The 22,810-nt window shown below is 58.7% G+C and carries 22 protein-coding genes; 19 read left to right on the top strand and 3 right to left on the bottom strand.

Translation table 11 applies throughout. The features are described from left to right. The first annotated feature begins 94 nt into the window (after positions 1-94). From sdhC to IEV40_RS00695, 13 genes are all read left to right on the top strand, one after another. Positions 95-505: a succinate dehydrogenase, cytochrome b556 subunit gene (sdhC, locus tag IEV40_RS00755; RefSeq protein WP_188419073.1), complete on the top strand. Its 411-nt coding sequence runs from the start codon at positions 95-97 to the stop codon at positions 503-505. Further along, on the top strand, positions 505-870 hold the full coding sequence (gene sdhD / locus IEV40_RS00750; RefSeq protein WP_188419072.1) for a succinate dehydrogenase, hydrophobic membrane anchor protein: 366 nt from the start codon (positions 505-507) through the stop codon (positions 868-870). The genes sdhC and sdhD overlap by 1 nt, the downstream gene beginning before the upstream one ends. Before the next feature lies 1 nt (position 871). Beyond that, entirely contained in the window at positions 872-2,650 is a 1,779-nt protein-coding gene (gene sdhA, locus IEV40_RS00745) for a succinate dehydrogenase flavoprotein subunit (protein WP_188419071.1), read from the top strand. A gap of 10 nt (positions 2,651-2,660) precedes the next feature. Continuing rightward, positions 2,661-3,371, top strand: coding sequence for a succinate dehydrogenase iron-sulfur subunit (locus IEV40_RS00740; protein ID WP_188419070.1), 711 nt, complete (start codon positions 2,661-2,663; stop codon positions 3,369-3,371). 89 nt (positions 3,372-3,460) lie between these two features. Then, positions 3,461-3,733 carry a succinate dehydrogenase assembly factor 2 gene (locus IEV40_RS00735; protein ID WP_188419069.1) on the top strand — a complete coding sequence of 91 codons (273 nt, stop codon included), beginning with the start codon at positions 3,461-3,463 and terminating at the stop codon, positions 3,731-3,733. 58 nt (positions 3,734-3,791) lie between these two features. After that, entirely contained in the window at positions 3,792-5,102 is a 1,311-nt protein-coding gene (gene gltA / locus IEV40_RS00730) for a citrate synthase (RefSeq protein ID WP_188419068.1), read from the top strand. A 254-nt stretch (positions 5,103-5,356) separates the two neighbouring features. After that, on the top strand, positions 5,357-8,227 hold the full coding sequence (locus IEV40_RS00725; RefSeq protein ID WP_188419942.1) for a 2-oxoglutarate dehydrogenase E1 component: 2,871 nt from the start codon (positions 5,357-5,359) through the stop codon (positions 8,225-8,227). Between the two features lie 61 nt (positions 8,228-8,288). Beyond that, positions 8,289-9,578 (top strand): 2-oxoglutarate dehydrogenase complex dihydrolipoyllysine-residue succinyltransferase, encoded by a 1,290-nt coding sequence (odhB, locus tag IEV40_RS00720; RefSeq protein WP_188419067.1) that lies wholly within the window; start codon positions 8,289-8,291, stop codon positions 9,576-9,578. A gap of 107 nt (positions 9,579-9,685) precedes the next feature. Continuing rightward, a complete protein-coding gene (lpdA, locus tag IEV40_RS00715) occupies positions 9,686-11,113 on the top strand; it encodes a dihydrolipoyl dehydrogenase (protein ID WP_188419066.1) in 1,428 nt (475 codons plus the stop codon). Positions 11,114-11,133: 20 nt separating this feature from the next. Then, a complete protein-coding gene (locus IEV40_RS00710) occupies positions 11,134-11,553 on the top strand; it encodes a hypothetical protein (protein ID WP_229723895.1) in 420 nt (139 codons plus the stop codon). Positions 11,554-11,620: 67 nt separating this feature from the next. Further along, complete coding sequence (gene zapE, locus IEV40_RS00705) at positions 11,621-12,712, top strand: cell division protein ZapE (protein ID WP_188419064.1); 1,092 nt, start codon at positions 11,621-11,623, stop codon at positions 12,710-12,712. A 22-nt stretch (positions 12,713-12,734) separates the two neighbouring features. Continuing rightward, complete coding sequence (locus IEV40_RS00700; RefSeq protein ID WP_188419063.1) at positions 12,735-13,490, top strand: hypothetical protein; 756 nt, start codon at positions 12,735-12,737, stop codon at positions 13,488-13,490. Positions 13,491-13,717: 227 nt separating this feature from the next. Further along, positions 13,718-13,921, top strand: a complete 204-nt coding sequence (locus IEV40_RS00695; protein WP_188419062.1) for a cold-shock protein — start codon at positions 13,718-13,720, stop codon at positions 13,919-13,921. 77 nt (positions 13,922-13,998) lie between these two features. Here IEV40_RS00695 and IEV40_RS00690 read toward each other — a convergent pair whose 3' ends face one another. Next, on the bottom strand, positions 13,999-14,421 hold the full coding sequence (locus tag IEV40_RS00690; protein ID WP_188419061.1) for a thioredoxin family protein: 423 nt from the start codon (positions 14,419-14,421) through the stop codon (positions 13,999-14,001). A 96-nt stretch (positions 14,422-14,517) separates the two neighbouring features. Here IEV40_RS00690 and tsaB point away from each other — a divergent pair, with 96 nt between their 5' ends. From tsaB to IEV40_RS00670, 4 genes are read left to right on the top strand one after another with little or no spacing between them, the layout of a single operon-like run. Continuing rightward, positions 14,518-15,231 carry a tRNA (adenosine(37)-N6)-threonylcarbamoyltransferase complex dimerization subunit type 1 TsaB gene (gene tsaB / locus IEV40_RS00685; RefSeq protein WP_188419060.1) on the top strand — a complete coding sequence of 238 codons (714 nt, stop codon included), beginning with the start codon at positions 14,518-14,520 and terminating at the stop codon, positions 15,229-15,231. Continuing rightward, positions 15,228-15,725: a ribosomal protein S18-alanine N-acetyltransferase gene (rimI, locus tag IEV40_RS00680; RefSeq protein ID WP_229723894.1), complete on the top strand. Its 498-nt coding sequence runs from the start codon at positions 15,228-15,230 to the stop codon at positions 15,723-15,725. Before tsaB ends, rimI begins: the two co-directional genes overlap by 4 nt. Next, a complete protein-coding gene (locus IEV40_RS00675) occupies positions 15,722-16,528 on the top strand; it encodes a uracil-DNA glycosylase (RefSeq protein ID WP_188419059.1) in 807 nt (268 codons plus the stop codon). Before rimI ends, IEV40_RS00675 begins: the two co-directional genes overlap by 4 nt. Beyond that, positions 16,512-17,495 (top strand): DUF1853 family protein, encoded by a 984-nt coding sequence (locus IEV40_RS00670; protein ID WP_188419058.1) that lies wholly within the window; start codon positions 16,512-16,514, stop codon positions 17,493-17,495. Before IEV40_RS00675 ends, IEV40_RS00670 begins: the two co-directional genes overlap by 17 nt. Positions 17,496-17,499: 4 nt before the next feature. On the opposite strand, the gene lplT is transcribed toward IEV40_RS00670, so the two are convergent. Then, positions 17,500-18,762, bottom strand: a complete 1,263-nt coding sequence (gene lplT, locus IEV40_RS00665) for a lysophospholipid transporter LplT (protein WP_188419057.1) — start codon at positions 18,760-18,762, stop codon at positions 17,500-17,502. Between the two features lie 151 nt (positions 18,763-18,913). Between lplT and alr the strand changes: the two genes are divergently transcribed. Together alr and radA are read left to right on the top strand one after the other, a co-directional pair. Further along, positions 18,914-20,005: an alanine racemase gene (gene alr / locus IEV40_RS00660; RefSeq protein WP_188419056.1), complete on the top strand. Its 1,092-nt coding sequence runs from the start codon at positions 18,914-18,916 to the stop codon at positions 20,003-20,005. An 81-nt stretch (positions 20,006-20,086) separates the two neighbouring features. Beyond that, positions 20,087-21,460, top strand: coding sequence for a DNA repair protein RadA (radA, locus tag IEV40_RS00655; protein ID WP_188419055.1), 1,374 nt, complete (start codon positions 20,087-20,089; stop codon positions 21,458-21,460). A 23-nt stretch (positions 21,461-21,483) separates the two neighbouring features. Here radA and hpnE read toward each other — a convergent pair whose 3' ends face one another. Further along, a complete protein-coding gene (gene hpnE, locus IEV40_RS00650) occupies positions 21,484-22,809 on the bottom strand; it encodes a hydroxysqualene dehydroxylase HpnE (RefSeq protein ID WP_188419054.1) in 1,326 nt (441 codons plus the stop codon). Position 22,810 lies beyond the last annotated feature (1 nt).

The following is a 22,810-nucleotide window of genomic DNA, read 5'->3' as shown; positions in this document are numbered from 1 at the left end:
CTGAACGACGCGTTGGCCGTCATGAAAATTACATGGTGTGGCACATCAAAATCGGGGAAAATTACGTGTTCATCTCATTCGGGAAATTCACGCCATGACTGAGCCAATCAAAACCGGCAAGCCGCAGTACAAGAATATCGGCCTTGCCGATATTGCGCGCTACCGCATGCCGCTGGCTGCGATTTTGTCCATCCTGCACCGCGTCAGTGGTGCGCTGATGTTTTTGCTGCTGCCGCTCATGCTGCTGTTATTGGACAAGAGCCTGATGTCGGAGATTTCGTTCGAATATTTCAAGGGCATCGTTTCGCACTGGTTCATCAAGCTGCTGCTTCTGGGCCTGATCTGGGCTTATCTGCATCATATCTGCGCCGGTATCCGTTTCCTGTTGCTGGATGTGCATGTCGGCCTCGACAAGGACAAGGCGCGGCGTTCGTCGGTTGCCGTATTCGCAGTCAGCCTGCCGCTGACGCTGCTCTTCGCACTCAAACTGTTCGGAGCTTTCTGATGGCAAACGACAATATCGGACCGCACAGACTGGTCGTGGGCGCCCATTACGGTTTGCGGGACTGGCTGGCGCAGCGCATCACGGCCATCGTGATGGTCGTCTATACATTGGTGCTGCTGGTCGCGTTCCTGATTTCAGGCGACATCGGCTATGAAAGCTGGGCGGGACTGTTCGCGCATCAATGGTTCAAGATGCTGACCTTCGTCGCGCTGCTGTCGCTGTTTTATCACGCATGGGTTGGCATGCGCGACATCTGGATGGATTACATCAAACCGGTTTCGATCCGCCTGGCGTTGCAGGTTGCCACTGTCCTGTGGCTGCTGGCATGCGCGGGCTGGGCCGCACAGATTCTTTGGAGAGCCTAACGTGGCTGCAATCAAATCCAGCATTCCGGTACGTCATTTCGATGCGATCATCATCGGCGCCGGCGGTTCCGGCATGCGTGCGTCGCTGCAGCTTGCCGAAGCGGGGCTGAGCGTCGCCGTATTGTCGAAGGTCTTCCCAACACGTTCGCATACGGTGGCGGCGCAGGGCGGCATCGGCGCGTCGCTGGGCAACATGGCCGAAGACAACTGGTACTGGCACATGTTCGACACCATCAAAGGATCGGACTATCTGGGCGACCAGGACGCCATCGAATTCATGTGCCGCGAAGCGCCGCGCGTCGTCTACGAACTCGAACATTTCGGCATGCCGTTCGACCGCAATGCGGACGGCACGATCTACCAGCGTCCATTCGGTGGCCACACCGCCAATTTCGGCGAGAAGCCGGTGCAGCGCGCCTGCGCCGCCGCCGACCGCACCGGCCACGCAATGCTGCATACGCTGTACCAGCGCAATGTACGTGCGCATACGCATTTCTTCGTCGAATGGATGGCGATCGACCTGATGCGCGACCATGACGGTGACGTGATCGGCGTTGTCGCGCTGGAGATGGAAACCGGCGAGGTGATGATCCTGCAGGCGAAGACCACGCTGCTGGCGACCGGCGGCGCAGGCCGCATTTGGGCCGCATCGACCAACGCTTTCATCAATACCGGCGACGGCATGGGCATGGCGGCGCGCGCCGGCTTGCCGCTGGAAGACATGGAATTCTGGCAGTTCCACCCGACCGGCGTGGCCGGTGCCGGCGTGCTGATTACCGAAGGCGTGCGCGGCGAGGGCGGCATTCTCGTCAACAGCGAGGGTGAGCGTTTCATGGAGCGCTATGCGCCGACGCTGAAGGATCTGGCGCCGCGCGACTTCGTCTCGCGTTCAATGGATCAGGAAATCAAGGAAGGCCGCGGTGTCGGCCCGCACAAGGATCACGTGCTGCTGGATCTGCGCCACATCGGTGCCGAGACGATTCAGAAGCGCCTGCCGTCGATCCTGGAAATCGCACGCAAGTTCGCCAACGTCGATGCCACGCGCGAACCGATTCCGGTGGTGCCGACCATCCATTACCAGATGGGCGGCATCCCGACCAACATTCACGGCCAGGTGGTGGCGCCGCGCAACGGCAATCCGAATTCGGTCGTCAACGGACTTTACGCAGTGGGCGAATGCGCTTGTGTGTCGGTACATGGCGCGAACCGCCTCGGCACCAATTCGCTGCTCGATCTGCTGGTATTCGGCCGCGCTGCGGGCAATCACATCGTGCGCAGCAATCTGACCCGCCGTGAACATATTCCGCTGCCGGCGGATGCCGCCGACCGCGCGCTGGAACGTCTGGCGCGACTGGAAAGCAGCACCGGTTCAGAGCGCGTGCAGGATGTCGCCAACGATATCCGTTCGACGATGCAGCGCTACTGCGGCGTGTTTCGCACCGACGAACTGCTGCAGACCGGCGTGAAGAAGATCATGGAACTGGACGAGCGCCGCAAGCATGTGTCATTCAAGGACAAGTCGCGCGTCTTCAACACGGCGCGCATCGAGGCGCTGGAACTGGACAACATGATCGAAACGGCGAAGGCGACCATCGTTGCCGCTGCCGCACGCAAGGAATCGCGCGGCGCGCATGCGCATCGGGATTATGAACAACGCGACGACGAAAACTGGCTCAAGCATTCGCTGTACTTTTCCGAAGACAACCATCTCGAATACAAACCGGTCGTCACGCAACCGCTGACTGTCGAAACCTTCAAGCCAAAACCTCGCACATTCTGAGGCAGCCAATATGGGACGCACTATCAGACTCCAGATTTACCGTTACGATCCGGACAAGGACGAAAAGCCTTACATGCAGGATGTAACGGTCGAACTGCATCCGCACGACAAGATGCTGCTCGATGCACTGCAGCGCATCAAGGCCGATGTCGACGATTCTCTTGCGTTACGCCGTTCGTGCCGCGAGGGCGTTTGCGGTTCGGATGCGATGAACATCAACGGCAAGAACGGCCTGGCCTGCATCACCAACCTGAACGATCTGACCGAGCCGATCATGCTGCGTCCATTGCCGGGCCTGCCGGTCATCCGCGACCTGATCGTGGACATGACACAATTCTTCAAGCAGTACGATTCGATCAAGCCTTTTCTGATTAACGATACAATTGCGCCTGAAAAAGAGCGCCTGCAGATGCCGGCCGAGCGGGAAGAGCTCGATGGCCTGTACGAATGTATACTATGCGCCTGCTGCTCGACGTCCTGCCCATCCTTCTGGTGGAATCCGGACAAGTTTGTCGGCCCGGCAGGATTGCTGCAGGCGTATCGCTTCATCGCCGACAGCAGGGATCATGCGACCGGCGAGCGCCTGGACAACCTGGAAGACCCATACAGGCTGTTCCGCTGCCATACGATCATGAATTGCGTGGATGTCTGCCCGAAAGGGCTGAATCCGACGCGCGCGATCGGAAAGATCAAGGAATTGATGGTGCGTCGGGCCGTCTAGGCCGCGTACATATGTATGGCGGCCAGTCGGCCGCCTTTTCCTTCCCTGACGGGAAGATGGCATGGAAACGTGTTGCCGAGGTGGATGCCATGTCGCAGATAACTCATCAGGCAGATCCGGTAAAGCGTGCGCGCCTTAGATGGCGTGCGCGTCGCGGACTGCTCGAGAACGATTTGATCATCACGCGTTTTCTCGATGGCCATGAGGAGACGCTCAGCGACGAAGAGGTCGATGCCTTTTCGATGCTGATGGAGTTGCCGGATAACGATTTGCTGAATTTGCTGCTGGCGAGAAACGAACCGGAAGGCGAGGTCGATCTGCCGCACGTTCGGGCATTGCTGGCAAGGATGCGTGCTGTCTAGCGCGCGTGCGCAGGTTTTTAAATTGGGATTACATCCTACGTTACTAGAAGGAAGAGCCATGCCTCACTCACAATCTGACACCAAAGCTACACTGTCGTTTTCCGACGGTTCTCCCTCGGTAGATCTGCCGATCTACAAAGGCTCGCTTGGTCCAGATGTCGTCGATATCCGCAAGCTGTACGGCTCCAGCGGCAAATTCACCTACGATCCGGGCTTCATGTCGACGGCGTCGTGCGACTCGACGATCACCTACATCGACGGTGACAAGGGCGAACTGCTGTATCGCGGTTACCCGATCGAACAACTGGCGGTCGAATGCGATTTCCTGGAAAGCAGCTACCTGTTGCTGAAGGGCGAACTGCCGACGGCTGCACAGAAGAAGGACTTCGTCAGCACTGTCGGCAAGCACACCATGCTGCACGAGCAGATGCAGTTCTTCTTCCGCGGCTTCCGTCGCGACGCGCATCCGATGTCGGTGCTGGTTGCGACCGTTGGCGCGCTGGCGTCCTTCTATCACGATTCGCTGGACATCAACGATCCGCATCATCGCGAAGTTTCCGCGATCCGCCTGATCGCCAAGATGCCGACGCTGGTGGCGATGTCGTACAAGTATTCGATCGGCCAGCCGTTCGTCTATCCGCGCAATGACCTGTCGTACACGGCGAACTTCATGCATATGATGTTCTCGACGCCGAGCGAAGAGTACAAGATCAACGACGTTCTGGTGCGCGCACTGGATCGCATCCTGATCCTGCACGCCGACCACGAACAGAATGCATCGACGTCCACCGTCCGCCTGTCCGGCTCGTCCGGTGCGAACCCGTTTGCCTGTATCGCAGCCGGCATCGCCTGCCTGTGGGGTCCGGCGCACGGCGGCGCGAACGAAGCTGCGCTGAACATGCTGAAGCAGATCGGCAGCGTCGAGCGTATTCCTGAATTCATCGCCAAGGCAAAAGACAAGGATTCCGGTTTCCGCCTGATGGGCTTCGGTCATCGCGTCTACAAGAATTTCGATCCGCGCGCCAAGCTGATGCGCGAAACCTGCTACGAAGTGCTGAACGAACTGGGCCTGCACGACGATCCGTTGTTCAAACTGGCCATGGAACTGGAGCGCATTGCGCTGGAAGACGATTACTTTGTGTCCCGCAAGCTGTACCCGAACGTCGATTTCTACTCGGGCATCGTGCAATCGGCGCTGGGTATCCCGGTTTCGTTGTTCACCGGCATTTTTGCGATGGCGCGCACCGTCGGCTGGATTGCGCAATGGAACGAAATGATTTCCGATCCAGAACAGAAGATCGGCCGTCCGCGCCAGCTGTACATCGGTTCCACGCAACGCGATGTCGTCGAAATCGCCAAGCGCAAGTAATTGCGATCACACAGTAAGGCTGCAGTAAGGGAAACCGGCGGAAAATAGAAATAGTTTCCGCCGGTTTTTTCATGGCCTTCACGATGCAGGTAGATATGCTATTCTCGTTTTCACACTTCGGAACGAACGCCACAAAGTAACAACGTCCTTCCCTACAATTTGGTTTGATGTGCAATCCGCTAACCGGTCAGGCCGTGTCGCGGAAGGTTTGAACAACCCGCTAATCTCGCGAAACGCGAAGAAAGGTGAGCAAGATGATGCAGCAGTCGGTTTCCACCTCCTATCTGTTCGGAGGGAACGCGCCGTACGTCGAAGAACTGTACGAAGCGTATCTAGATAATCCGGGGGCCGTCCCCGATAACTGGCGTTCCTACTTCGACGCCTTGCAACATGTCCCCGCAGTCGATGGTTCCGAGCGTCCCGATGTGACGCATGCTTCCGTCATTGCTTCCTTTGCCGAACGTGCCAAACGCGGTCCGATTCGTGTCATTGCACCGATCGAAGACATCGAGATGGAACGCAAGCGCGTCGCCGTCACGCAATTGATCGCCGCCTATCGCGTACTCGGCAACAACTGGGCCAATCTCGATCCGCTACAGCGCCAGGAGCGTCCGTCGATTCCAGCACTGGAGCCGTCCTTCTACGGCTTCACCGATGCGGACATGGACATCGTGTTCAACATCAGTAATACGTACTTCGGCACAGAAACGGCATCGCTGCGCGATCTGCTGAATGCGCTGCGCGACACCTACTGCCGGTCGATCGGGCCGGAGTTCATGTACATCAGCGATCCCAAGCCCAAGCTGTGGCTGCAGGAAAAGCTGGAATCCTTGCGTTCCTCGCCGACGTTCCCGGCCGAAAAGAAAAAACATATTCTCGAACGCCTGACCGCGGCGGAAGGGCTGGAACGCTATCTGCACACCAAGTACGTTGGCCAGAAACGTTTTTCGCTGGAAGGCGGCGAAAGCTTCATCGCGTCGCTCGACGAAGTCATCCAGCGTGGCGGTGAGAAGGGCGTGCAGGAGATCGTCATCGGCATGGCGCATCGCGGCCGCCTGAATGTACTGGTCAACATCCTGGGCAAGACGCCGCAGGAACTGTTTGCCGAATTCGAAGGACGCCATGCGGACGATCTTCCGTCCGGCGACGTCAAGTATCACCAAGGTTTTTCATCCGACGTCAGCACGCCGGGCGGTCCGGTGCATTTGTCGCTGGCCTTCAACCCTTCCCATCTGGAAATCGTCGATCCGGTGGTCGAAGGTTCGGTGCGCGCACGTATCGAACGCCGCGGCAACAACGACAACAGCAACGATCCGGCACAGCAGGTACTGCCGGTACTGATCCACGGCGATGCCGCTTTCGCAGGCCAGGGCGTGGTGATGGAAACACTGAATCTCGCGCAGACGCGCGGTTACGGCACTGGCGGCACCGTACATATCATCATCAATAACCAGATCGGTTTCACGACTTCGGATCCGCGCGATTCGCGTTCGACGTTGTACTGCTCGGATGTCGCGAAGATGATCGAGGCACCGGTTCTGCATGTGAACGGCGACGATCCGGAAGCGGTCGTGTTTGCCTCGCAACTGGCACTGGATTATCGCCAGGAATTCCGCAAGGACATCGTCATCGACCTGATCTGCTTCCGCAAGCTGGGTCATAACGAGCAGGATACGCCGGCGCTGACGCAGCCGCTGATGTACAAGAAGATTGCCCAGCATACCGGCACGCGCAAGCTGTATGCCGACAAGCTGGCAACGCAGGGCGTCATCGATGCCGATCGGGGCGATCAACTGATGCGGGAATATCGCGATGCGATGGATGCTGGCAAACATACGATCGATCCGGTCATCTCCAACTTCAAGAGCAAGTATGCGGTCGACTGGATGCCGTTTCTGAACAGGAAATGGACCGATGCGGCAGATACCGCCGTGCCGTTGACGGAGCTCAAGCGTCTGGCGACACGCATCACGACGATCCCGGAAAATTTCAAGGTGCATCCGCTGGTAGAAAAAGTGCTGGCCGACCGTGCCGCGATGGGCCGCGGCGAAATGGATCTGGACTGGGGCATGGGCGAACATCTGGCCTATGCGTCGCTGGTCAGTTCCGGTTATGCGGTGCGCCTGACTGGTCAGGATGCGGGACGCGGCACCTTTGTCCATCGTCACTCGGTGCTGCACGATCAGAACCGCGAAAAATGGGACGCCGGTACCTATGTGCCGCTGCAGAACGTCTCCGACCAGCAGGCCTGGTTCCGCGTCATCGATTCCGTGCTGTCGGAAGAAGCGGTGCTCGCGTTCGAATACGGCTATTCGACGGCGGACCCGAACACACTGGCGATCTGGGAAGCGCAGTTCGGCGACTTCGCCAACGGCGCGCAGGTCGTCATCGATCAGTTCATCAGTTCCGGCGAAGTGAAATGGGGACGCATCTCCGGCCTCGTCATGATGCTGCCGCACGGCTATGAAGGCCAAGGGCCGGAACACTCTTCGGCACGTCCCGAACGCTTCCTGCAACTGTGTGCTGACAACAATATGCAGGTCGTGCAGCCGACGACGGCCGCGCAGATATTCCATCTGCTGCGTCGTCAGATGATCCGTCTGTTCCGCAAGCCGCTGGTGATCCTGACGCCGAAATCGTTGTTGCGCAACAAGGATGCCGGTTCGCCGCTGGAGGATCTCGCAAAGGGTTCCTTCCAGACCGTGATCGGCGAAGTCGACGACAAAATCGATGCGAAGAAGGTCAAGCGCATCGTCGCCTGCTCGGGCCGCGTCTACTACGATCTGGTCGCCGCCCGCAAGGAGCGCGCGCAGAACGACGTGGCGATCATTCGTATCGAGCAGTTGTATCCGTTCCCGCACAAGGCATTTGCTGCCGAACTGAAGAAATTCCCGAACGCGAACGAACTGGTGTGGGCGCAGGATGAACCGCAGAACCAGGGCGCGTGGTTCCAGATCCAGCACAACATTCTGGAGAACATGGAAGATGGCCAGAAGCTGGCTTATGCGGGCCGCCCGGCCAGCGCATCGCCGGCCGTCGGCTATTACGACAAGCATTTTGCACAGCAGAAGGCATTGATCGAAGCGGCTTTTGCCAAGCTGAAAGGTTTTGTACTGACCAAATGAAGACCCTGCGGCGCATCCGAATGCCGGAGCGCAGCATGAACAAACCGAAACGGAGAGTTATATGGCAATTCTTGAGGTAAAAGTCCCGCAGCTGTCGGAATCCGTCGCCGAGGCGACGCTGCTGCAGTGGCATAAAAAGGTCGGCGAAGCCGTTGCACGCGACGAGAACCTGATCGACATCGAAACCGACAAGGTCGTGCTGGAACTGCCGGCGCCGGATGCTGGCGTCATCACTCAGATCGCCAAGGAAGACGGCAGCACCGTGGTGGCGGGCGAGGTGATTGCACTGATCGACACCGATGCGAAGTCGGCTGTGGCCGATACGAAGGCAGCACCGGCCGTTACGCCAAATCCACCCTCGGACGAACCGGCGGCCGCTGCATCGTCCGCACCAACGCAGGGCACATCCCAGGCGCAGGAAGGTAAAGGCGGTAAATCCGATGTGGCCATGCCGGCTGCGGCCAAGATGCTGACGGAGAACAAGCTGTCGGCATCCGACGTGACTGGCACGGGCAAGGATGGACGGGTCACCAAGGGCGACGTGATCGATCATCTGCAGAACCGGCCGGCAACGGCTGCTGCTGCGCCAGCTGCGGCAAGCAAACCGTCGCTGCAGCAGGTCGCTCCGCCAGCCAATCCGGCCTTGGCCGATCGTCCGGAAGAGCGCGTACCGATGAGCCGCCTGCGTGCCCGCATCGCGGAACGGTTGCTGCAGTCGCAGTCCAACAACGCCATTCTGACGACGTTCAACGAAGTCAACATGCAGCCTGTCATGGATCTGCGCACCAGATATCGCGACAAGTTCGAAAAGGAACACGGCGTCAAGCTCGGCTTCATGTCCTTCTTCGTGAAGGCCGCGGTCGCTGCGCTGAAGAAGTATCCGATCATCAATGCATCGGTCGATGGCAATGACATCGTCTATCACGGCTACTTCGATATCGGCATCGCCGTCGGTTCGCCGCGCGGACTGGTGGTGCCCATCCTGCGCGATGCAGACCAGATGTCGATTGCGGACATCGAGAAGAAGATCGGCGAATTCGGCACCAAGGCGAAGGACGGCAAGCTGACGCTGGAAGAACTGACCGGCGGTACCTTCTCGATTTCCAACGGCGGCATTTTCGGCTCCATGCTGTCGACGCCGATCATCAATCCGCCGCAATCCGCGATTCTCGGCATCCATGCGACGAAGGAGCGCCCGGTCGTCGAGAACGGGCAGATCGTGATCCGTCCGATCAATTATCTGGCGCTGTCCTACGACCATCGCATCATCGATGGCCGTGAAGCGGTGCTCGGTCTGGTGGCAATGAAGGAGGCGCTGGAAGACCCTGCACGTTTGCTGCTGGATCTTTGAGTCGGCACGATTCTGGATTTTGATTGCCGGAAGGCCATTGCGCAATATGGATGCATACAGATGCACGATGCGCCTTCCGATACTGACGGATTTGACGGGATAACGATATGGCGAACAATTTCGATGTCGTAGTGATCGGCGGCGGCCCAGGCGGCTATGTCGCCGCGATTCGCGCCGCGCAGCTGGGACTTTCCACTGCCTGCATAGACGAATGGAAAAACGCGAAGGGTGGTCCGGCGCCAGGCGGCACTTGCACCAACGTCGGCTGCATTCCTTCCAAGGCATTGTTGCAGTCTTCCGAATATTTCGATCATGCGGGGCATGCGTTTGCCGACCATGGCATCGAAGTAGGCGGGCTGTCGCTGAATCTGAAAAAGCTGCTGGCCCGCAAGGATACGGTAGTCAAGCAGAACAACGACGGTATTCTTTACCTGTTCAAGAAGAACAAGGTGACGTTTTTCCACGGTCGCGGTTCCTTCGTGAGAACGGGGGCGGACGGCAGTGAAATCCGTATTGCCGGTGCGACCGAAGAAACCATCGTTGCCAAGCATGTCATCGTGGCGACAGGCTCGTCGCCGCGCGCATTGCCGAACGTGCCTTTTGATGAAAAGCTGATTCTGTCGAATACCGGTGCGTTGGCCATTCCCGATGTACCGAAAAAGCTCGGCCTGATCGGCGCCGGTGTCATCGGCCTGGAAATGGGAAGCGTCTGGCGTCGCCTGGGTTCGGAGGTGACGATACTGGAAGCCTTGCCGAATTTCCTCGGTGCGGCCGACGAAGCGGTTGCCAAGGAAGCGTGGAAGCAATTTACGAAGCAGGGATTGTCCATCAATCTCGGCGTCAAGATCGGCACGATCGCGGCCGGCAAGAACAACGTGACGGTCAATTACACCGACGACAAGGGCGCTGCGCAGAAAGCCGTGTTCGACAAGCTGATCGTCTCGATCGGCCGTGTACCGAACACGATTGGCTTGAACGCGGAAGATGTCGGATTAAAACTCGATGAACGCGGCTTCATCGCGGTCGATGATGATTGCCGCACCAGCCTGCCGAACGTGTGGGCAGTCGGCGACGTCGTGCGCGGGCCGATGCTGGCGCACAAGGCGGAGGAAGAGGGCGTTGCCGTCGCTGAGCGTATCGCCGGCCAGCATGGACACGTCAATTTCAACACGGTTCCGTGGGTGATTTACACCTCGCCGGAAATCGCCTGGGTCGGCAAGACCGAACAGCAGTTGAAGAGCGAGAACGTCGCCTACAAGAGCGGCAGCTTTCCCTTCCTGGCGAACGGCCGCGCACGTGCGCTGGGCGATACCACCGGTTTCGTCAAGGTATTGGCTGATGCGCGCACGGACGAGATCCTCGGTGTGCACATCATCGGCCCGATGGCATCGGAACTGATCGCCGAATCGGTGGCGGCGATGGAGTTCCGCGCGTCGTCAGAAGATATCGCACGTATCTGTCATGCGCATCCTTCGTTGTCGGAAGCGGTGAAGGAAGCCTCGCTGGCGGTCGATGGCCGGGCATTGAATTTCTAGGAGCCTGTATGAAGCATTGTGTGCGGAGCACCGTACCGGGAAAAATCACGGCGTTGCTGTTGCCTGTGCTGTTGGCGGCATGTGCGACCGGCCTCGCCGATCGGCAGGTCACCATCGTGACGGCGACGACCAGCGGACAGGAATTTCCGGGTGCAAATTGCTCGGTATCGACCAGTAGTCGCAGCTGGAATGTAACTACGCCCGTGACGCTGGAAATTCCGGCCAGCGGCGATTTGCGCATCGTCTGCAACAAGGCCGGCTATCGCACATCCGAATTGCGCATGCCGCCGATTGGGCAGGGCGGCGGTGGTTCCAGCATGGGCGTCGGTGTTGGCGGTGGCAGCGGCAATGTTGGCATGGGGCTCGGTTTCAGCCTGCCGATCGGTTCGAGCGGCAGCGGTTATCCGCCGCGCATACGGGTTACGATGTCGCCGCAATGACGAAACGGTTTTCTCACGATAAGGGCGAGCATGGCTCGCCCGTTTTTTTGCGCACGGATACGATGCAATGAACGTCAGCGAATTCTACGAGCAGACGCTGCAGTCGCGCGGTTTTTCCGCAGATGCTGCGCAGCGCAATGCAGTGAACCGGCTGCAGCGCGCTTACGATGAATGGATGACGTACAAGGAAAAACGCCGTAATCCGTTGCGGCGATGGCTGTCTCCGCCGGAAGTGCCGCGCGGCGTCTATATGTGGGGCGGTGTCGGGCGCGGCAAATCTTTTTTGATGGACAGCTTCTATTCGGTCGTTCCGCTGAAAAGAAAGACGCGTGTGCATTTCCACGAATTCATGCGCGACGTGCACCGGCAACTTGATGCATTGAAAAAGGTTGCCGATCCGCTAGATACGGTGGCGGCGAATGTAGCAAAGAAATATCGGCTGATCTGCTTCGACGAGTTTCACGTGATCGATATCGCCGACGCGATGATTCTCTACAATTTGTTCAAGGCATTGTTCGCGCACGGCGTGTCGTTCATCATCACCTCCAATTTCGAGCCGGGCACGCTGTATCCCGACGGCCTGCATCGCGATCGCATCTTGCCGGCCATTGCCTTGCTGAAGGAAAAGATGGATATCCTGCAAGTCGATGGCGGCACGGATTACCGCAAGCGTGCGCTGGTGCAGGTGGAGGCCTATCACACACCGGCAGACGCTAGGGCCGAGAGGGAATTGCAGGCTGCTTTCGAGCGTATTGCAGAAATGGAAGACGAAGATCCGGTCATTCACGTCGAAAGACGGAATATCCGTTCGCTGCGCCGTGCGGGCGGCGTAATCTGGTTCGATTTTGCAACGCTGTGCGGCGGACCCCGTTCGCAAAACGATTACCTGGAAATCGCCAGCCGTTTTCATACAGTGATTCTGTCGGATGTGCCGGCAATGTCGGCAGCCATGGCATCGGAGGCGCGCCGATTCATCTGGCTGGTCGATGTGCTGTACGATCACAAGATCAAGCTATTGGTCTCGGCCGAGGTGCCGATGGAGCAACTGTATGTCGAAGGTTCGCAGGCGATGGAATTTCAGCGCACCGTTTCGCGTCTGATGGAAATGCAGTCCGCCGAATACATGGAGGCGGAGCGTCGCCACGCTCCATCCTTTTAGTGAATTATCTATCCGGAAAGTTATGAAGCAATCATTGAAACTTGTGGTTTTCTCCATGCTGTTGTCGTGCAGCCAATTTGCGCTGGCGCAATCTGCCGAAGATGCGCATGAGGAAATTCTGGCCTACACGATCGACGGCATCGTCGAACATTATCCGGCCGGTTCCATCCAGTCGACGGAGCAGGCTGATGTTGCGCTGGCGGATGCGAAGGAATCCCGCACGAAACTTGAGCAGCGATTCGAGGCGGAACAGCAGTTGTGCTATCCCAAGTTTTTTACCACTGCTTGCCTGAACAAGGCGACTGAACGCAAACGTCTGGATCTGCAGGTCGTCAAGAAAATCGAGGTCGAAGCCAATGCTTATATCCGCCATGCGCGTGTGGAAAAGCGTGACAGGAAGCTGGAGGAAAAGGCACGCGAAAGGGCGGAAAAGAACAAGGTCGATCCGATCCTGACGACACCGAAGCCGGAAGAGTCCGCTACAACTGCGGCGCCGGCGGCCGAGACTGTGGACCCAGCGCGCAGGGACAAAGCGGATGCCTATGCGAAAAAAGTGGCAGACCATGAAAAACGCCTGCAGCAAATTGAACAGGAACAACAGGCTGGCGCAGCGGAACGTGCCGCGAATGTCGAAAAGTACGAAGCCAAGCAAAAGGAAGCGGCAGAGCGTCAGCGCAAGGTAGCAGAGCGCAAGGCTGAGAAGGAAAAGGCTGAAGCGGCCAAACAGGCAAAGGCGGCAGCCGAGGCGAACCGTCCGCCACCGACTCCCGGTGAGTGAAAATGGCGAAATGGCGTTGCTTGTCGGACATTGGCAATCGCATAATGGGATGAATGAGGCATTCGCACGACAAATTATGCTGAATTGTGCAACGTGCGGCGATTTTCTTCCGGTATAATCATTTGGCGTGGAGATTCGAGCTTGTGGTGCAGTCTGTCTGTCATTCCTGTCTTGGTTGAAACGAACTATCGGGGCGTTTGCCCCACAACTTGAAAATAGGAATTGCAATGGCAACTGGTACCGTTAAATGGTTCAATGACGCAAAAGGCTTCGGCTTTATTACCCCGGACGAAGGCGGCGAAGATCTGTTCGCACACTTCTCGGCTATCCAAGATTCGGGCTTCAAATCCCTGCAGGAAAACCAGCGCGTTACTTTCGAAGTGACGACTGGCCCGAAAGGCAAGCAAGCTTCGAACATTCAGAAAGCCTAATCGGTAATCGAATGTAATAAGAAAACCCCGGCATGCCGGGGTTTTTTGTTTTCGGAGAGACGATCGCGACGCGTTCGTCAGTCCTGACGCAATGCCGCGCGCAGGTTGCGTTCCTGTTGCCAGACACGTTGCTCGGCGTTGTTTCTTGTTTCCATGCGTCGCTCGTCGTCGGTCTTGCCCGCATGCGCCATGAGCAGGCGGTGCGCAATGCGCGGGTCGGGCAGTGATGTTCCATAAAAAACGACATCGTCGCCGCGCTGGAGCAGCAGGGTAGGGAAATTTTCGACGTCGAAATCGCCAACCAGGTCGGCGCGATCCTCGATATCGATCCAGACAAACAATTTGTCGGGATGCTCGTTCGCCAGCGCATCGAAGCCGGGGCGATAGGAATTGCAGACATCACACCAGGCGGCGCACAGGCAGGCGACGACCCAGGTGTCGTCCTTCATCTGCTGCGCGAGCTGCGACTTGTTTTCCTGGTCTAGTACGATGGTTGGCATGCCGTTATTCTACCGGTTTGCATCTGTTCTTGATCGGCGGTGCGATTGTGCAGGTTTGCACTGAACGCTCCGGCCTTGCACGGTAAAATACGCGCCATGTCCACGATTCTCGCCATCGAAACTTCCGCCGATCTTGCATCCGCCGCCTTGCTAAGCAATGGCGCGCTTACCGTGCGCGAGTCGGCCGGAGTTGCCAATCATTCGCAAACCATTCTGCCGATGGTGCAGGAACTCCTGCGCGACGCTGGCGTTGCGCTGGCCGATTGCGATGCGATTGCCTTTGGTTCGGGACCGGGCTCGTTCACCGGTGTGCGCACGGCTTGCGGTATTGCGCAAGGCTTGGCGTTCGGTGCCGAATTGCCGTTGCTGCCGACGGTGACGCTGCTGGCATTGGCGCGCGCATGCCATGAGCAAAGCGGTGCAGCGGAGGTGCTGGCGATCATCGATGCGCGCATGGGAGAAGTCTACTGGGCGCAATATCGTTTCGGCACGGATGCCGACTGGCAGATCGTGGTGGAACCGACGCTGTCGTCCGCTTCGGATGTCGCTGCAATCGGTACGCCGGTTGCGTGCGGCAATGGGCTGAAAGCCTATGAGCCGGATTTCGCCGGACGTGCCTTCTTCGAAAAAACATGGGCCGACCTGGTGCCGCATGCCGCGCAAGTGGCAACATTGGGCGCTACTGCCTTCGCGCGGGGAGACGGCGTGTATGCCGATGCGGCCGAACCGCTTTATCTGCGCAACAAGGTCGCATTGACTACCAGTGAACGTATGGCGAAGGCGGAAGCTGCAAGAAGGGAAACGGCATGAGCATGGTGTTCAGTGCGCCGCCGGCATCTGCGGCAGAACCGATACGCGAGTTCCGCTTCTGCCGCATGCAACCTTCAGATATCAGCGATGTGCTGGCGATAGAGAACGACCTCTACCCATTTCCGTGGACGCGCGGCAATTTTCTCGACTCGATCAGCAGTAACTATGAAACCTGGCTGCTACGCGACGAGGCCGGCGCGTTGGTCGGCTATTTCCTGCTGATGCTGTCGGTGGACGATGCTCATTTGCTCAACATCACCGTACATCGGGATATGCAGGGGCAGGGCATCGGCCTGCTGCTGCTCGACAAGGCGAGAGCCATCACGCGCGAGAAAAAGCTGCATGCGATGTTGCTGGAAGTTCGCCCATCGAATGCGCGCGCGGAAAAAATCTATCGACAATACGGCTTCACGTGCATCGGCGTACGCAAGGGATATTATCCGGCGCCAAACAATGAGCGCGAGGATGCCATCGTCATGAAGCTGGTGCTATGAGCGATACGACGCGCCGCACGGCATTTCTGCATGAGATGGGACTGGGGCCGATCTGGCAACAGCGCCATTCTGCATCCGCATCCGTGGCAGATGCAGATGTTTCAGCGGCATTGTTGCCGGACGAGCCTGTGCTGGCGTCTGTAACTTCGGAACCTGTTATTGAATCGCCGGTGGAAACGGCATTCGCGATGGTCGATGCGGTCAATGAGCGGGAGGCGGCAATTGCCGGCATGGATTGGGATGCACTGCAATCTGCCGTATCCGGATGCACCAGTTGCAATCTATGCAAGACGCGCACGAAGACGGTATTCGGCGTCGGCGATCGCAAGGCACGCTGGATGTTCATCGGCGAAGGCCCGGGCCGGAACGAGGATCAGCAAGGGATGCCCTTTGTCGGCCCGGCCGGCAAGCTGCTCGACAACATGATGGTGGCGATGGGATTGAAGCGTGGCGAAAACACCTATATCGCCAATATCGTCAAATGCCGTCCGACCGATTCCAACAAGCGCGACCGGCCGCCGGAAGCCGAAGAATCCGGTACCTGCATGCCGTACCTGCAGCGGCAGATTGCACTGATCCGGCCGACCGTCATCGTCGCGCTCGGCAAGACGGCGGCATTGTCGCTACTGCAACTGGATCCTTCCACACCGGTCAGCCGGTTGCGCGGCAAGGTATATCGTCATGGCGATATACCGTTGATCGTCACCTATCATCCCGCTTATCTGCTGCGCAATCTGCCGGACAAGAGCAAGGCATGGGCCGACTTGTGCCTGGCGATGCAGGCCTATGAAGGCACCAGCTGATTCTGCGGCACGGCCTGCCGCCACTTTCCAGAAAGAGTTTCATCGACGCTGGCCGCATCTGCGCGATCCGCAGGTGCGCAGTCTTGCCTGGTTGCTGGAGGCGCCAGGCCTGCTGGATGCTTCCGACGAACGGTGGCAAGGCCGTATTGCTACGCTGGATGGTATCGCCGATGCGGAGATCGCCGCATGGCTGCACAAGCTCGATGATGACCCCCAGGCCTTGCATGTGCATCTGGACGTACGGCCGTTTTCCCGTCTGGGCCGCCATGCTGAAAAGCTGATGTCTTTCTATTTGCTGCATCGAGGCATTCTGGTCGCACATGGCGTACAGGTCCGGGACGGCAACACGACGATAGGCGAGTTCGATTTTCTGCTGCGCTTGAATGCACAATTGGTGCACTGGGAATTTGCCACGAAGTTCTATCTGCTCGAATCGAGCGGCGCTGGAGCCGATGCCGATTATTTCGTCGGCCCGAATTTGGCGGATACGCTGGGTGCGAAGATGCACAAGATCTTCGATCGGCAATTACAGCTGTCGATCCATCCGGCTGCCCAGACAGTATTGCCGGAACCGGTGGCACTGGCGCAGGCGTTGGTGAAGGGATGGCTGTTCTACCCCGATGGCGATGCTCGGTCGTCGCACATGTACGGTACATCTCCATCGCATTGCCGCGGATTCTGGTGTGCGCTGAGCGAGATGGAAAACCACTCCGGCGAGCGTTACGTCATTCTGCCGCGTCTGCAATGGCTGGCACCGGCACGGTTGCCGTGGCAGGAAACAATGACGAAGAGCGCGCTGCTGGCACATCTGTCTGCGCATTTCGCGGATGACACGATGCCGGTAATGGTGGCACGGATGGTGGAAGACGGTGATTGCGCGATCGAGGCAGAGAGAGGATTCATCGTGCCGGACGACTGGCGCACACGCGCGGGGCAGCGCGTGCAACTGGGGCGATCTGAAAAGTAAAACCTTAGTGCTTGGTCTCGCCGATCAGCGACAGCGAATCATGTTCGCGCTGGTTGGCGGCATGGCGGCGCATGATCAGGTACATCGTGCCGGCCACGAACAGGCCGAACAGGACAATCACGATATCGATGTCCAGATCGATTTTGACCATCAGAGCGTACAGCAGCAGCATCGTCAGCACCGACAGGTTTTCGTTGAAATTCTGTACGGCAATCGAATGGCCTGCGCTCATCAGCACATGGCCGCGATGCTGCAGCAGAGCATTCATCGGTACGACGAAATAGCCGGATAGCGCGCCGACCAGAACCAGAAGAGGATAGGCGATCAACGTGGTGTGCACCATCGTCATCGCCATCACGACGATGCCCATGATGATGCCGAGTGGCATCACGGACAGCGATTTTTTCAGCGGAACAAAGCGGGCTGCTGCCATTGCGCCGATTGCCACGCCGCAGGCGACGATGCCCTGCAAAATGGCGGCCTTGTCGAGCGGCATGCCCAGCGATTGTTCCGCCCATTTCAGCACGATGAACTGCAGCGTTGCGCCGGCTCCCCAGAACAAGGTAGTGACGGCCAGAGAAATCTGGCCCAGCCGGTCTTTCCAGAGCGTGGTGAAGCAACCTGCAAAATCGGCAATCAGCTTGATCGGGTTGCGTTCCTGGTGTGGATAGCGTGCGCCGGTATCCGGAATCCGCAGATTGAAGAGTGCAGCCAGCAGATAGGTGACGGCGATAACGCACAATGCGGCTTCGGCAGGCGTATCGATGCCCAGGTCGATGATTGGAAAATCGAAAGCCAGCAACCCGGCAGCAATGCGTGGGTTGATCAGCGCGCCGCCCATGACGGTGCCGAGAATGATCGAAGCCACCGTCAGGCCTTCGATCCAGCCATTGGCGGCGACCAGTTTTTCCGCCGGCAGCAATTCGGTCAGGATGCCGTATTTGGCCGGTGAATAGGCTGCGGCGCCGAAGCCGACGACTGCATATGCCAGCAGCGGGTGGACATGAAAGAACATCATCGCGCAACCGACAATCTTGATCAGGTTGGTGATGAACATGACACGCCCCTTGGGCAGCGCATCGGCAAAGGCGCCGACGAAGGCGGCAAGCAATACGTAGGAAAGGACGAAGAACAGTTTCAGCAGCGGGGTCATCCAGTCGGGCGACTGCATGGTTGTCAACAGAGCGATGGCTGCGATGAGAAGGGCATTGTCGGCGAGCGAGGAAAAAAACTGCGCCGCCATGATGGTGTAGAAACCGCGATTCATCCGCATCGACTCTTTTTGCTGTGTTTGCTTTGTATCTCCGGCCTGCTTTATACCATGAAAATCATGAACGCCCGATGAATTGACGGGCGCGATGCAGCTATCGTCCGGTAAAATGCACGATCTCCGATTGACTGTTCCGACCGATTCACGTATGCCCAGACCGCTCGTCGCCACCATCGATATTGCCGCCCTCAGACACAATCTTGCCGTCGCGAGGAAATGCGCGCCGGCATCAAGGATTCTGGCGGTCGTCAAGGCGAATGCATACGGCCATGGCCTGACGCGCGCATTGCGCGGTTTCGCCGATGCGGACGGACTCGGCCTGATCGAGCCGGAAGGCGCAATCGAACTGCGCCAGTTCGGTTGGACCAAGCGCATCGTCCTGCTGGAAGGTTTTTTCGATGAAGCAGATCTGCAGACCGTCATCGATTTCGAGCTGGATACGGTCGTTCATTCTCTCGCCCAGTTGGATCTGCTAGAAAAACTCCAGCCCGGCCGGCAGGATGCGCAGATCGATGTGCATCTGAAAGTAAACAGCGGCATGAACCGCCTGGGCTTCATGCCTGCCGAGTGTTCCGCTATCTGGAAACGCCTGCGCGCGCTGCCGTTCGTGCGCGATATCGGATTCGTCACGCATTTTGCCAATGCGGAAGAGGGCGATCATCCTGTGCTGCCGCCATCGGAGCAGGCGCGCCGCTTCATGGCTGCGACCGGCGATTTGTCGGGCATGCGTAGTCTCTCCAATTCCGCCGCCGATCTGCTGCATCCGGAATTCGCTGTCGACTGGGTGCGCCCCGGTGTGATGCTGTATGGCGCGACGCCGGCCGAGCGCACGGCCGCTTCTTTCGATCTGAGGCCGGCAATGACGCTGCAGACGGAGGTGATCGGTATCCAGCAGATCGCGGCCGGCGATGCAGTCGGTTATGGCAGCCGTTTCGTGGCCGAGCGGCCGATGGCGATCGGCGTGGTCGCCTGCGGTTATGCGGATGGCTACCCGCGCCATGCGCCGGACGGCACACCGATCCTGGTCGATGGCATTCGCACTCGCGTCGTCGGTCGCGTCTCGATGGACATGATCACCGTCGACCTGACGCCGATTCCCTATGCGCGCATCGGCAGCAAGGTGACCTTGTGGGGTGAAGGCTTGCCGATCGACGAAGTCGCCAATGCGGCCGGTACGGTCGGATACGAATTGATGTGCGCGATCATGCCGCGTGTGCGGGTCGTGGAGATCGGCGACTGATCTTGCGGCTGATCGCACGATTTTTGCGACGCTCGTCGATGGCATAACAATTAGTGAAATAACCGGAACAGACAATTACAGATGGCCAAAGCCAAAACCAATTACACCTGCAGCGAATGCGGCGGCGTTTCCGCCAAGTGGGGCGGCCAGTGCACATCCTGCGGCGCGTGGAATACGCTGGTGGAAACCGTCGTCGAAAGCGGTGGCACGAATCGTTTCTCGGCACAGCATCAGGGTCTGGTACAGACAGCGCCGGTGTTGAGCCTGGCTGATATCGAAGCGATGGACGTGCCGCGTTTCGGCACCGGCATCGAGGAATTCGATCGCGTGCTGGGAGGCGGGCTGGTGGCCGGCGGTGTCGTGCTGATCGGCGGCGATCCGGGTATCGGCAAATCCACGTTGCTGCTGCAGGCGCTGTCCAATCTGTCGAAGATCAAGAAGGTGTTGTACGTCAGCGGCGAGGAATCCGGCGCGCAGATCGCATTACGTGCGAAGCGGCTGTCGGTGGACGGCCGCGAACTGAAACTACAGGCAGAAATTCAGCTGGAAAAAATCCTCAACACGCTGGCAGAGCACAAACCAGAAGTCGCCGTCATCGATTCGATCCAGACCATCTATTCGGATGCATTGACGTCGGCACCGGGCTCGGTGGCACAGGTGCGCGAATGCGCGGCGCAGCTGACGCGCGTGGCCAAGCAGAACGGCATCACGATCATCATGGTCGGCCACGTGACGAAGGAAGGTTCGCTGGCCGGCCCACGCGTGCTGGAACACATCGTCGATACCGTGTTGTATTTCGAAGGCGATACGCATTCGAGCTTCCGCCTGGTGCGCGCGATCAAAAACCGCTTCGGTGCCGTTAACGAACTAGGCGTGTTCGCGATGACGGAAAAGGGCTTGAAGGGGGTTTCGAATCCATCGGCATTATTTCTGTCGCAGCACGACAATCCGGTTCCTGGTTCCTGCGTGATGGTGACGCAGGAAGGCACGCGGCCGCTGCTGGTGGAAATCCAGGCGCTGGTGGATAGTTCGCATGTGCCGAATGCGCGCCGTTTGTCGGTCGGACTGGAGCAGAATCGACTGGCGATGCTGCTGGCGGTGCTGCATCGTCATGCCGGCATTGCGGCCTTCGACCAGGACGTATTCATCAACGCTGTTGGTGGTGTGAAGATCACCGAACCGGCAGCCGATCTGGCAGTGTTGCTGGCGATCCATTCGTCGATGCGCAGCAAGCCGTTGCCGCGCGGGCTGGTGGTGTTCGGCGAAGTCGGTTTGGCTGGCGAGATCCGTCCTGCGCCGCGCGGGCAGGAGCGTTTGCGCGAAGCGGCCAAGCTGGGCTTTTCGATGGCGCTGATTCCGAAAGCGAATGCACCCAAGCAGAAGATCGAAGGCTTGAAAGTGATCGGCGTCGAGCGCATCGACGAAGCGATGAATCGCGTGCGCGAACTGGAATGAGGGCACTTGCGGCGCGTGTGCCGCTAGTTTGCCGATAGATTTTCTTGTAGCACTCGCGCCGCCTTGACGCCGCTGCGTACGGCGGATTCCAGCGTTGCCGGATAGTCGCCGGCCAGATAGTCGCCGGCAATCGCCAGATCGGGAAATTCCGTTTGTTCGATTGGACGTTCCAGTGCGGGCGTGCAGGAATAGGTCGCGCGTTTTTCGGTGATGACGCGCGTCCATTCCGGATGCGCGAGTTCCGGCCGTTCGAAGGCAGCAGCAAGTTGCGTGGCCACGGCTTGCGCCAGAGCGGCATGTCCATCCGCGATAGCGGCAGATGAAGCGCTGATGACGACGGCGAACAGGCCGTTCTGTTGTGCATCGAGCTGGCCGCGGTCGAAGACGAATTGTCCAGGCCGATCATGGAGCGGATCGTCGAGCAGGGCAAAGAACGGTTGTGCGAGTTGCGTGCCGGCCGGATATTGCAGATAGCAGGTGCTGATCGGTTCGTAGGCAAAGTCCGAGAAAGCCGTGTGGCCGGTTGCTTCGGCCAACAGGCTTGCCGTCTGCACGGCATGTGTGGCGATTACTGCTGCATCGAAGTGCGCTTCATCGTTGTCTGCCGTCGTCAGCATCCATCCTTGTTCGGCCTTGCGTATTCCTGTAACGGCCGTACCTGTCCGGATTTTTCCACCATGTTTTTCGATGAAGCCGGCGGCGTGCTGTGGAAACAGCGTGCTCAGGTCGGTTTTGGGAATCAGCATGTCAGATGCCGCACGGCGTGCACCCAGGCTGTCGCGCAGTACATTCAGAAAAACCTGTGCGGAGGCGCGTTCCGGCGGGGTGTTCAAGGCGGCGATGCATAGCGGTTGCCACATCAGCCGGATCAGGCGTTCGGTCTGGTCGTAACGCTGCAGTAGTGTCGTAACGCTGCAATCGTCATTCAATCGCCAGTCCATCCAGCGCGCCGTCGTCGACAAGCGGGCGAGCGCCATCTTGTCGTCGCGCGTCAATCCTTGCGCACGCAATAACGCGACGAGCAGATGCAACGGCGCCGGCAGATGCGGTGCAACGAAGTCCATGCCGTCGCAGCCCGACGGATAGCGCATCTGTAGCGGCAGGCGCAGCAAGGCTGAGTCGGGATCGACACCGCTCATCTTGAGCAGGCGCAAGGTTTCCGTGTAAGCGCCAAGCAGGATGTGCTGACCGTTGTCCAGTTTTCTGCCATCGAGCTCGACAGCGCGTGCGCGGCCGCCCAGCGTGCGTGCGGCTTCGAACAGCGTGACCTTGCAACCGGCAACTGCCAGCTCGACGGCTGCAGCGCAGCCGGCCCAGCCGGCGCCGATGACGGCGACGGAAGCTGTCATG

The organism is Oxalicibacterium solurbis (assembly GCF_014635845.1).
In the GTDB taxonomy this organism is placed as follows: Bacteria; Pseudomonadota; Gammaproteobacteria; order Burkholderiales; family Burkholderiaceae_D; genus Oxalicibacterium; species Oxalicibacterium solurbis.
This window is presented reverse-complemented; position numbering and strand designations above follow the sequence as displayed.

Excerpts from the sequence above, each read along its gene's own strand:
- sdhC (WP_188419073.1), top strand. The coding sequence starts at position 95 with ATGACTGAGCCAATCAAAACCGGCAAGCCGCAGTACAAGAATATCGGC.
- sdhD (WP_188419072.1), top strand. The coding sequence starts at position 505 with ATGGCAAACGACAATATCGGACCGCACAGACTGGTCGTGGGCGCCCAT.
- IEV40_RS00740 (WP_188419070.1), top strand. The coding sequence starts at position 2,661 with ATGGGACGCACTATCAGACTCCAGATTTACCGTTACGATCCGGACAAG.
- IEV40_RS00735 (WP_188419069.1), top strand. The coding sequence starts at position 3,461 with ATGTCGCAGATAACTCATCAGGCAGATCCGGTAAAGCGTGCGCGCCTT.
- gltA (WP_188419068.1), top strand. The coding sequence starts at position 3,792 with ATGCCTCACTCACAATCTGACACCAAAGCTACACTGTCGTTTTCCGAC.
- IEV40_RS00725 (WP_188419942.1), top strand. The coding sequence starts at position 5,357 with ATGATGCAGCAGTCGGTTTCCACCTCCTATCTGTTCGGAGGGAACGCG.
- odhB (WP_188419067.1), top strand. The coding sequence starts at position 8,289 with ATGGCAATTCTTGAGGTAAAAGTCCCGCAGCTGTCGGAATCCGTCGCC.
- lpdA (WP_188419066.1), top strand. The coding sequence starts at position 9,686 with ATGGCGAACAATTTCGATGTCGTAGTGATCGGCGGCGGCCCAGGCGGC.
- zapE (WP_188419064.1), top strand. The coding sequence starts at position 11,621 with ATGAACGTCAGCGAATTCTACGAGCAGACGCTGCAGTCGCGCGGTTTT.
- IEV40_RS00700 (WP_188419063.1), top strand. The coding sequence starts at position 12,735 with ATGAAGCAATCATTGAAACTTGTGGTTTTCTCCATGCTGTTGTCGTGC.
- IEV40_RS00695 (WP_188419062.1), top strand. The coding sequence starts at position 13,718 with ATGGCAACTGGTACCGTTAAATGGTTCAATGACGCAAAAGGCTTCGGC.
- IEV40_RS00690 (WP_188419061.1), bottom strand. The coding sequence starts at position 14,421 with ATGCCAACCATCGTACTAGACCAGGAAAACAAGTCGCAGCTCGCGCAG.
- tsaB (WP_188419060.1), top strand. The coding sequence starts at position 14,518 with ATGTCCACGATTCTCGCCATCGAAACTTCCGCCGATCTTGCATCCGCC.
- rimI (WP_229723894.1), top strand. The coding sequence starts at position 15,228 with ATGAGCATGGTGTTCAGTGCGCCGCCGGCATCTGCGGCAGAACCGATA.
- IEV40_RS00675 (WP_188419059.1), top strand. The coding sequence starts at position 15,722 with ATGAGCGATACGACGCGCCGCACGGCATTTCTGCATGAGATGGGACTG.
- IEV40_RS00670 (WP_188419058.1), top strand. The coding sequence starts at position 16,512 with ATGAAGGCACCAGCTGATTCTGCGGCACGGCCTGCCGCCACTTTCCAG.
- lplT (WP_188419057.1), bottom strand. The coding sequence starts at position 18,762 with ATGAATCGCGGTTTCTACACCATCATGGCGGCGCAGTTTTTTTCCTCG.
- alr (WP_188419056.1), top strand. The coding sequence starts at position 18,914 with ATGCCCAGACCGCTCGTCGCCACCATCGATATTGCCGCCCTCAGACAC.
- radA (WP_188419055.1), top strand. The coding sequence starts at position 20,087 with ATGGCCAAAGCCAAAACCAATTACACCTGCAGCGAATGCGGCGGCGTT.
- hpnE (WP_188419054.1), bottom strand. The coding sequence starts at position 22,809 with ATGACAGCTTCCGTCGCCGTCATCGGCGCCGGCTGGGCCGGCTGCGCT.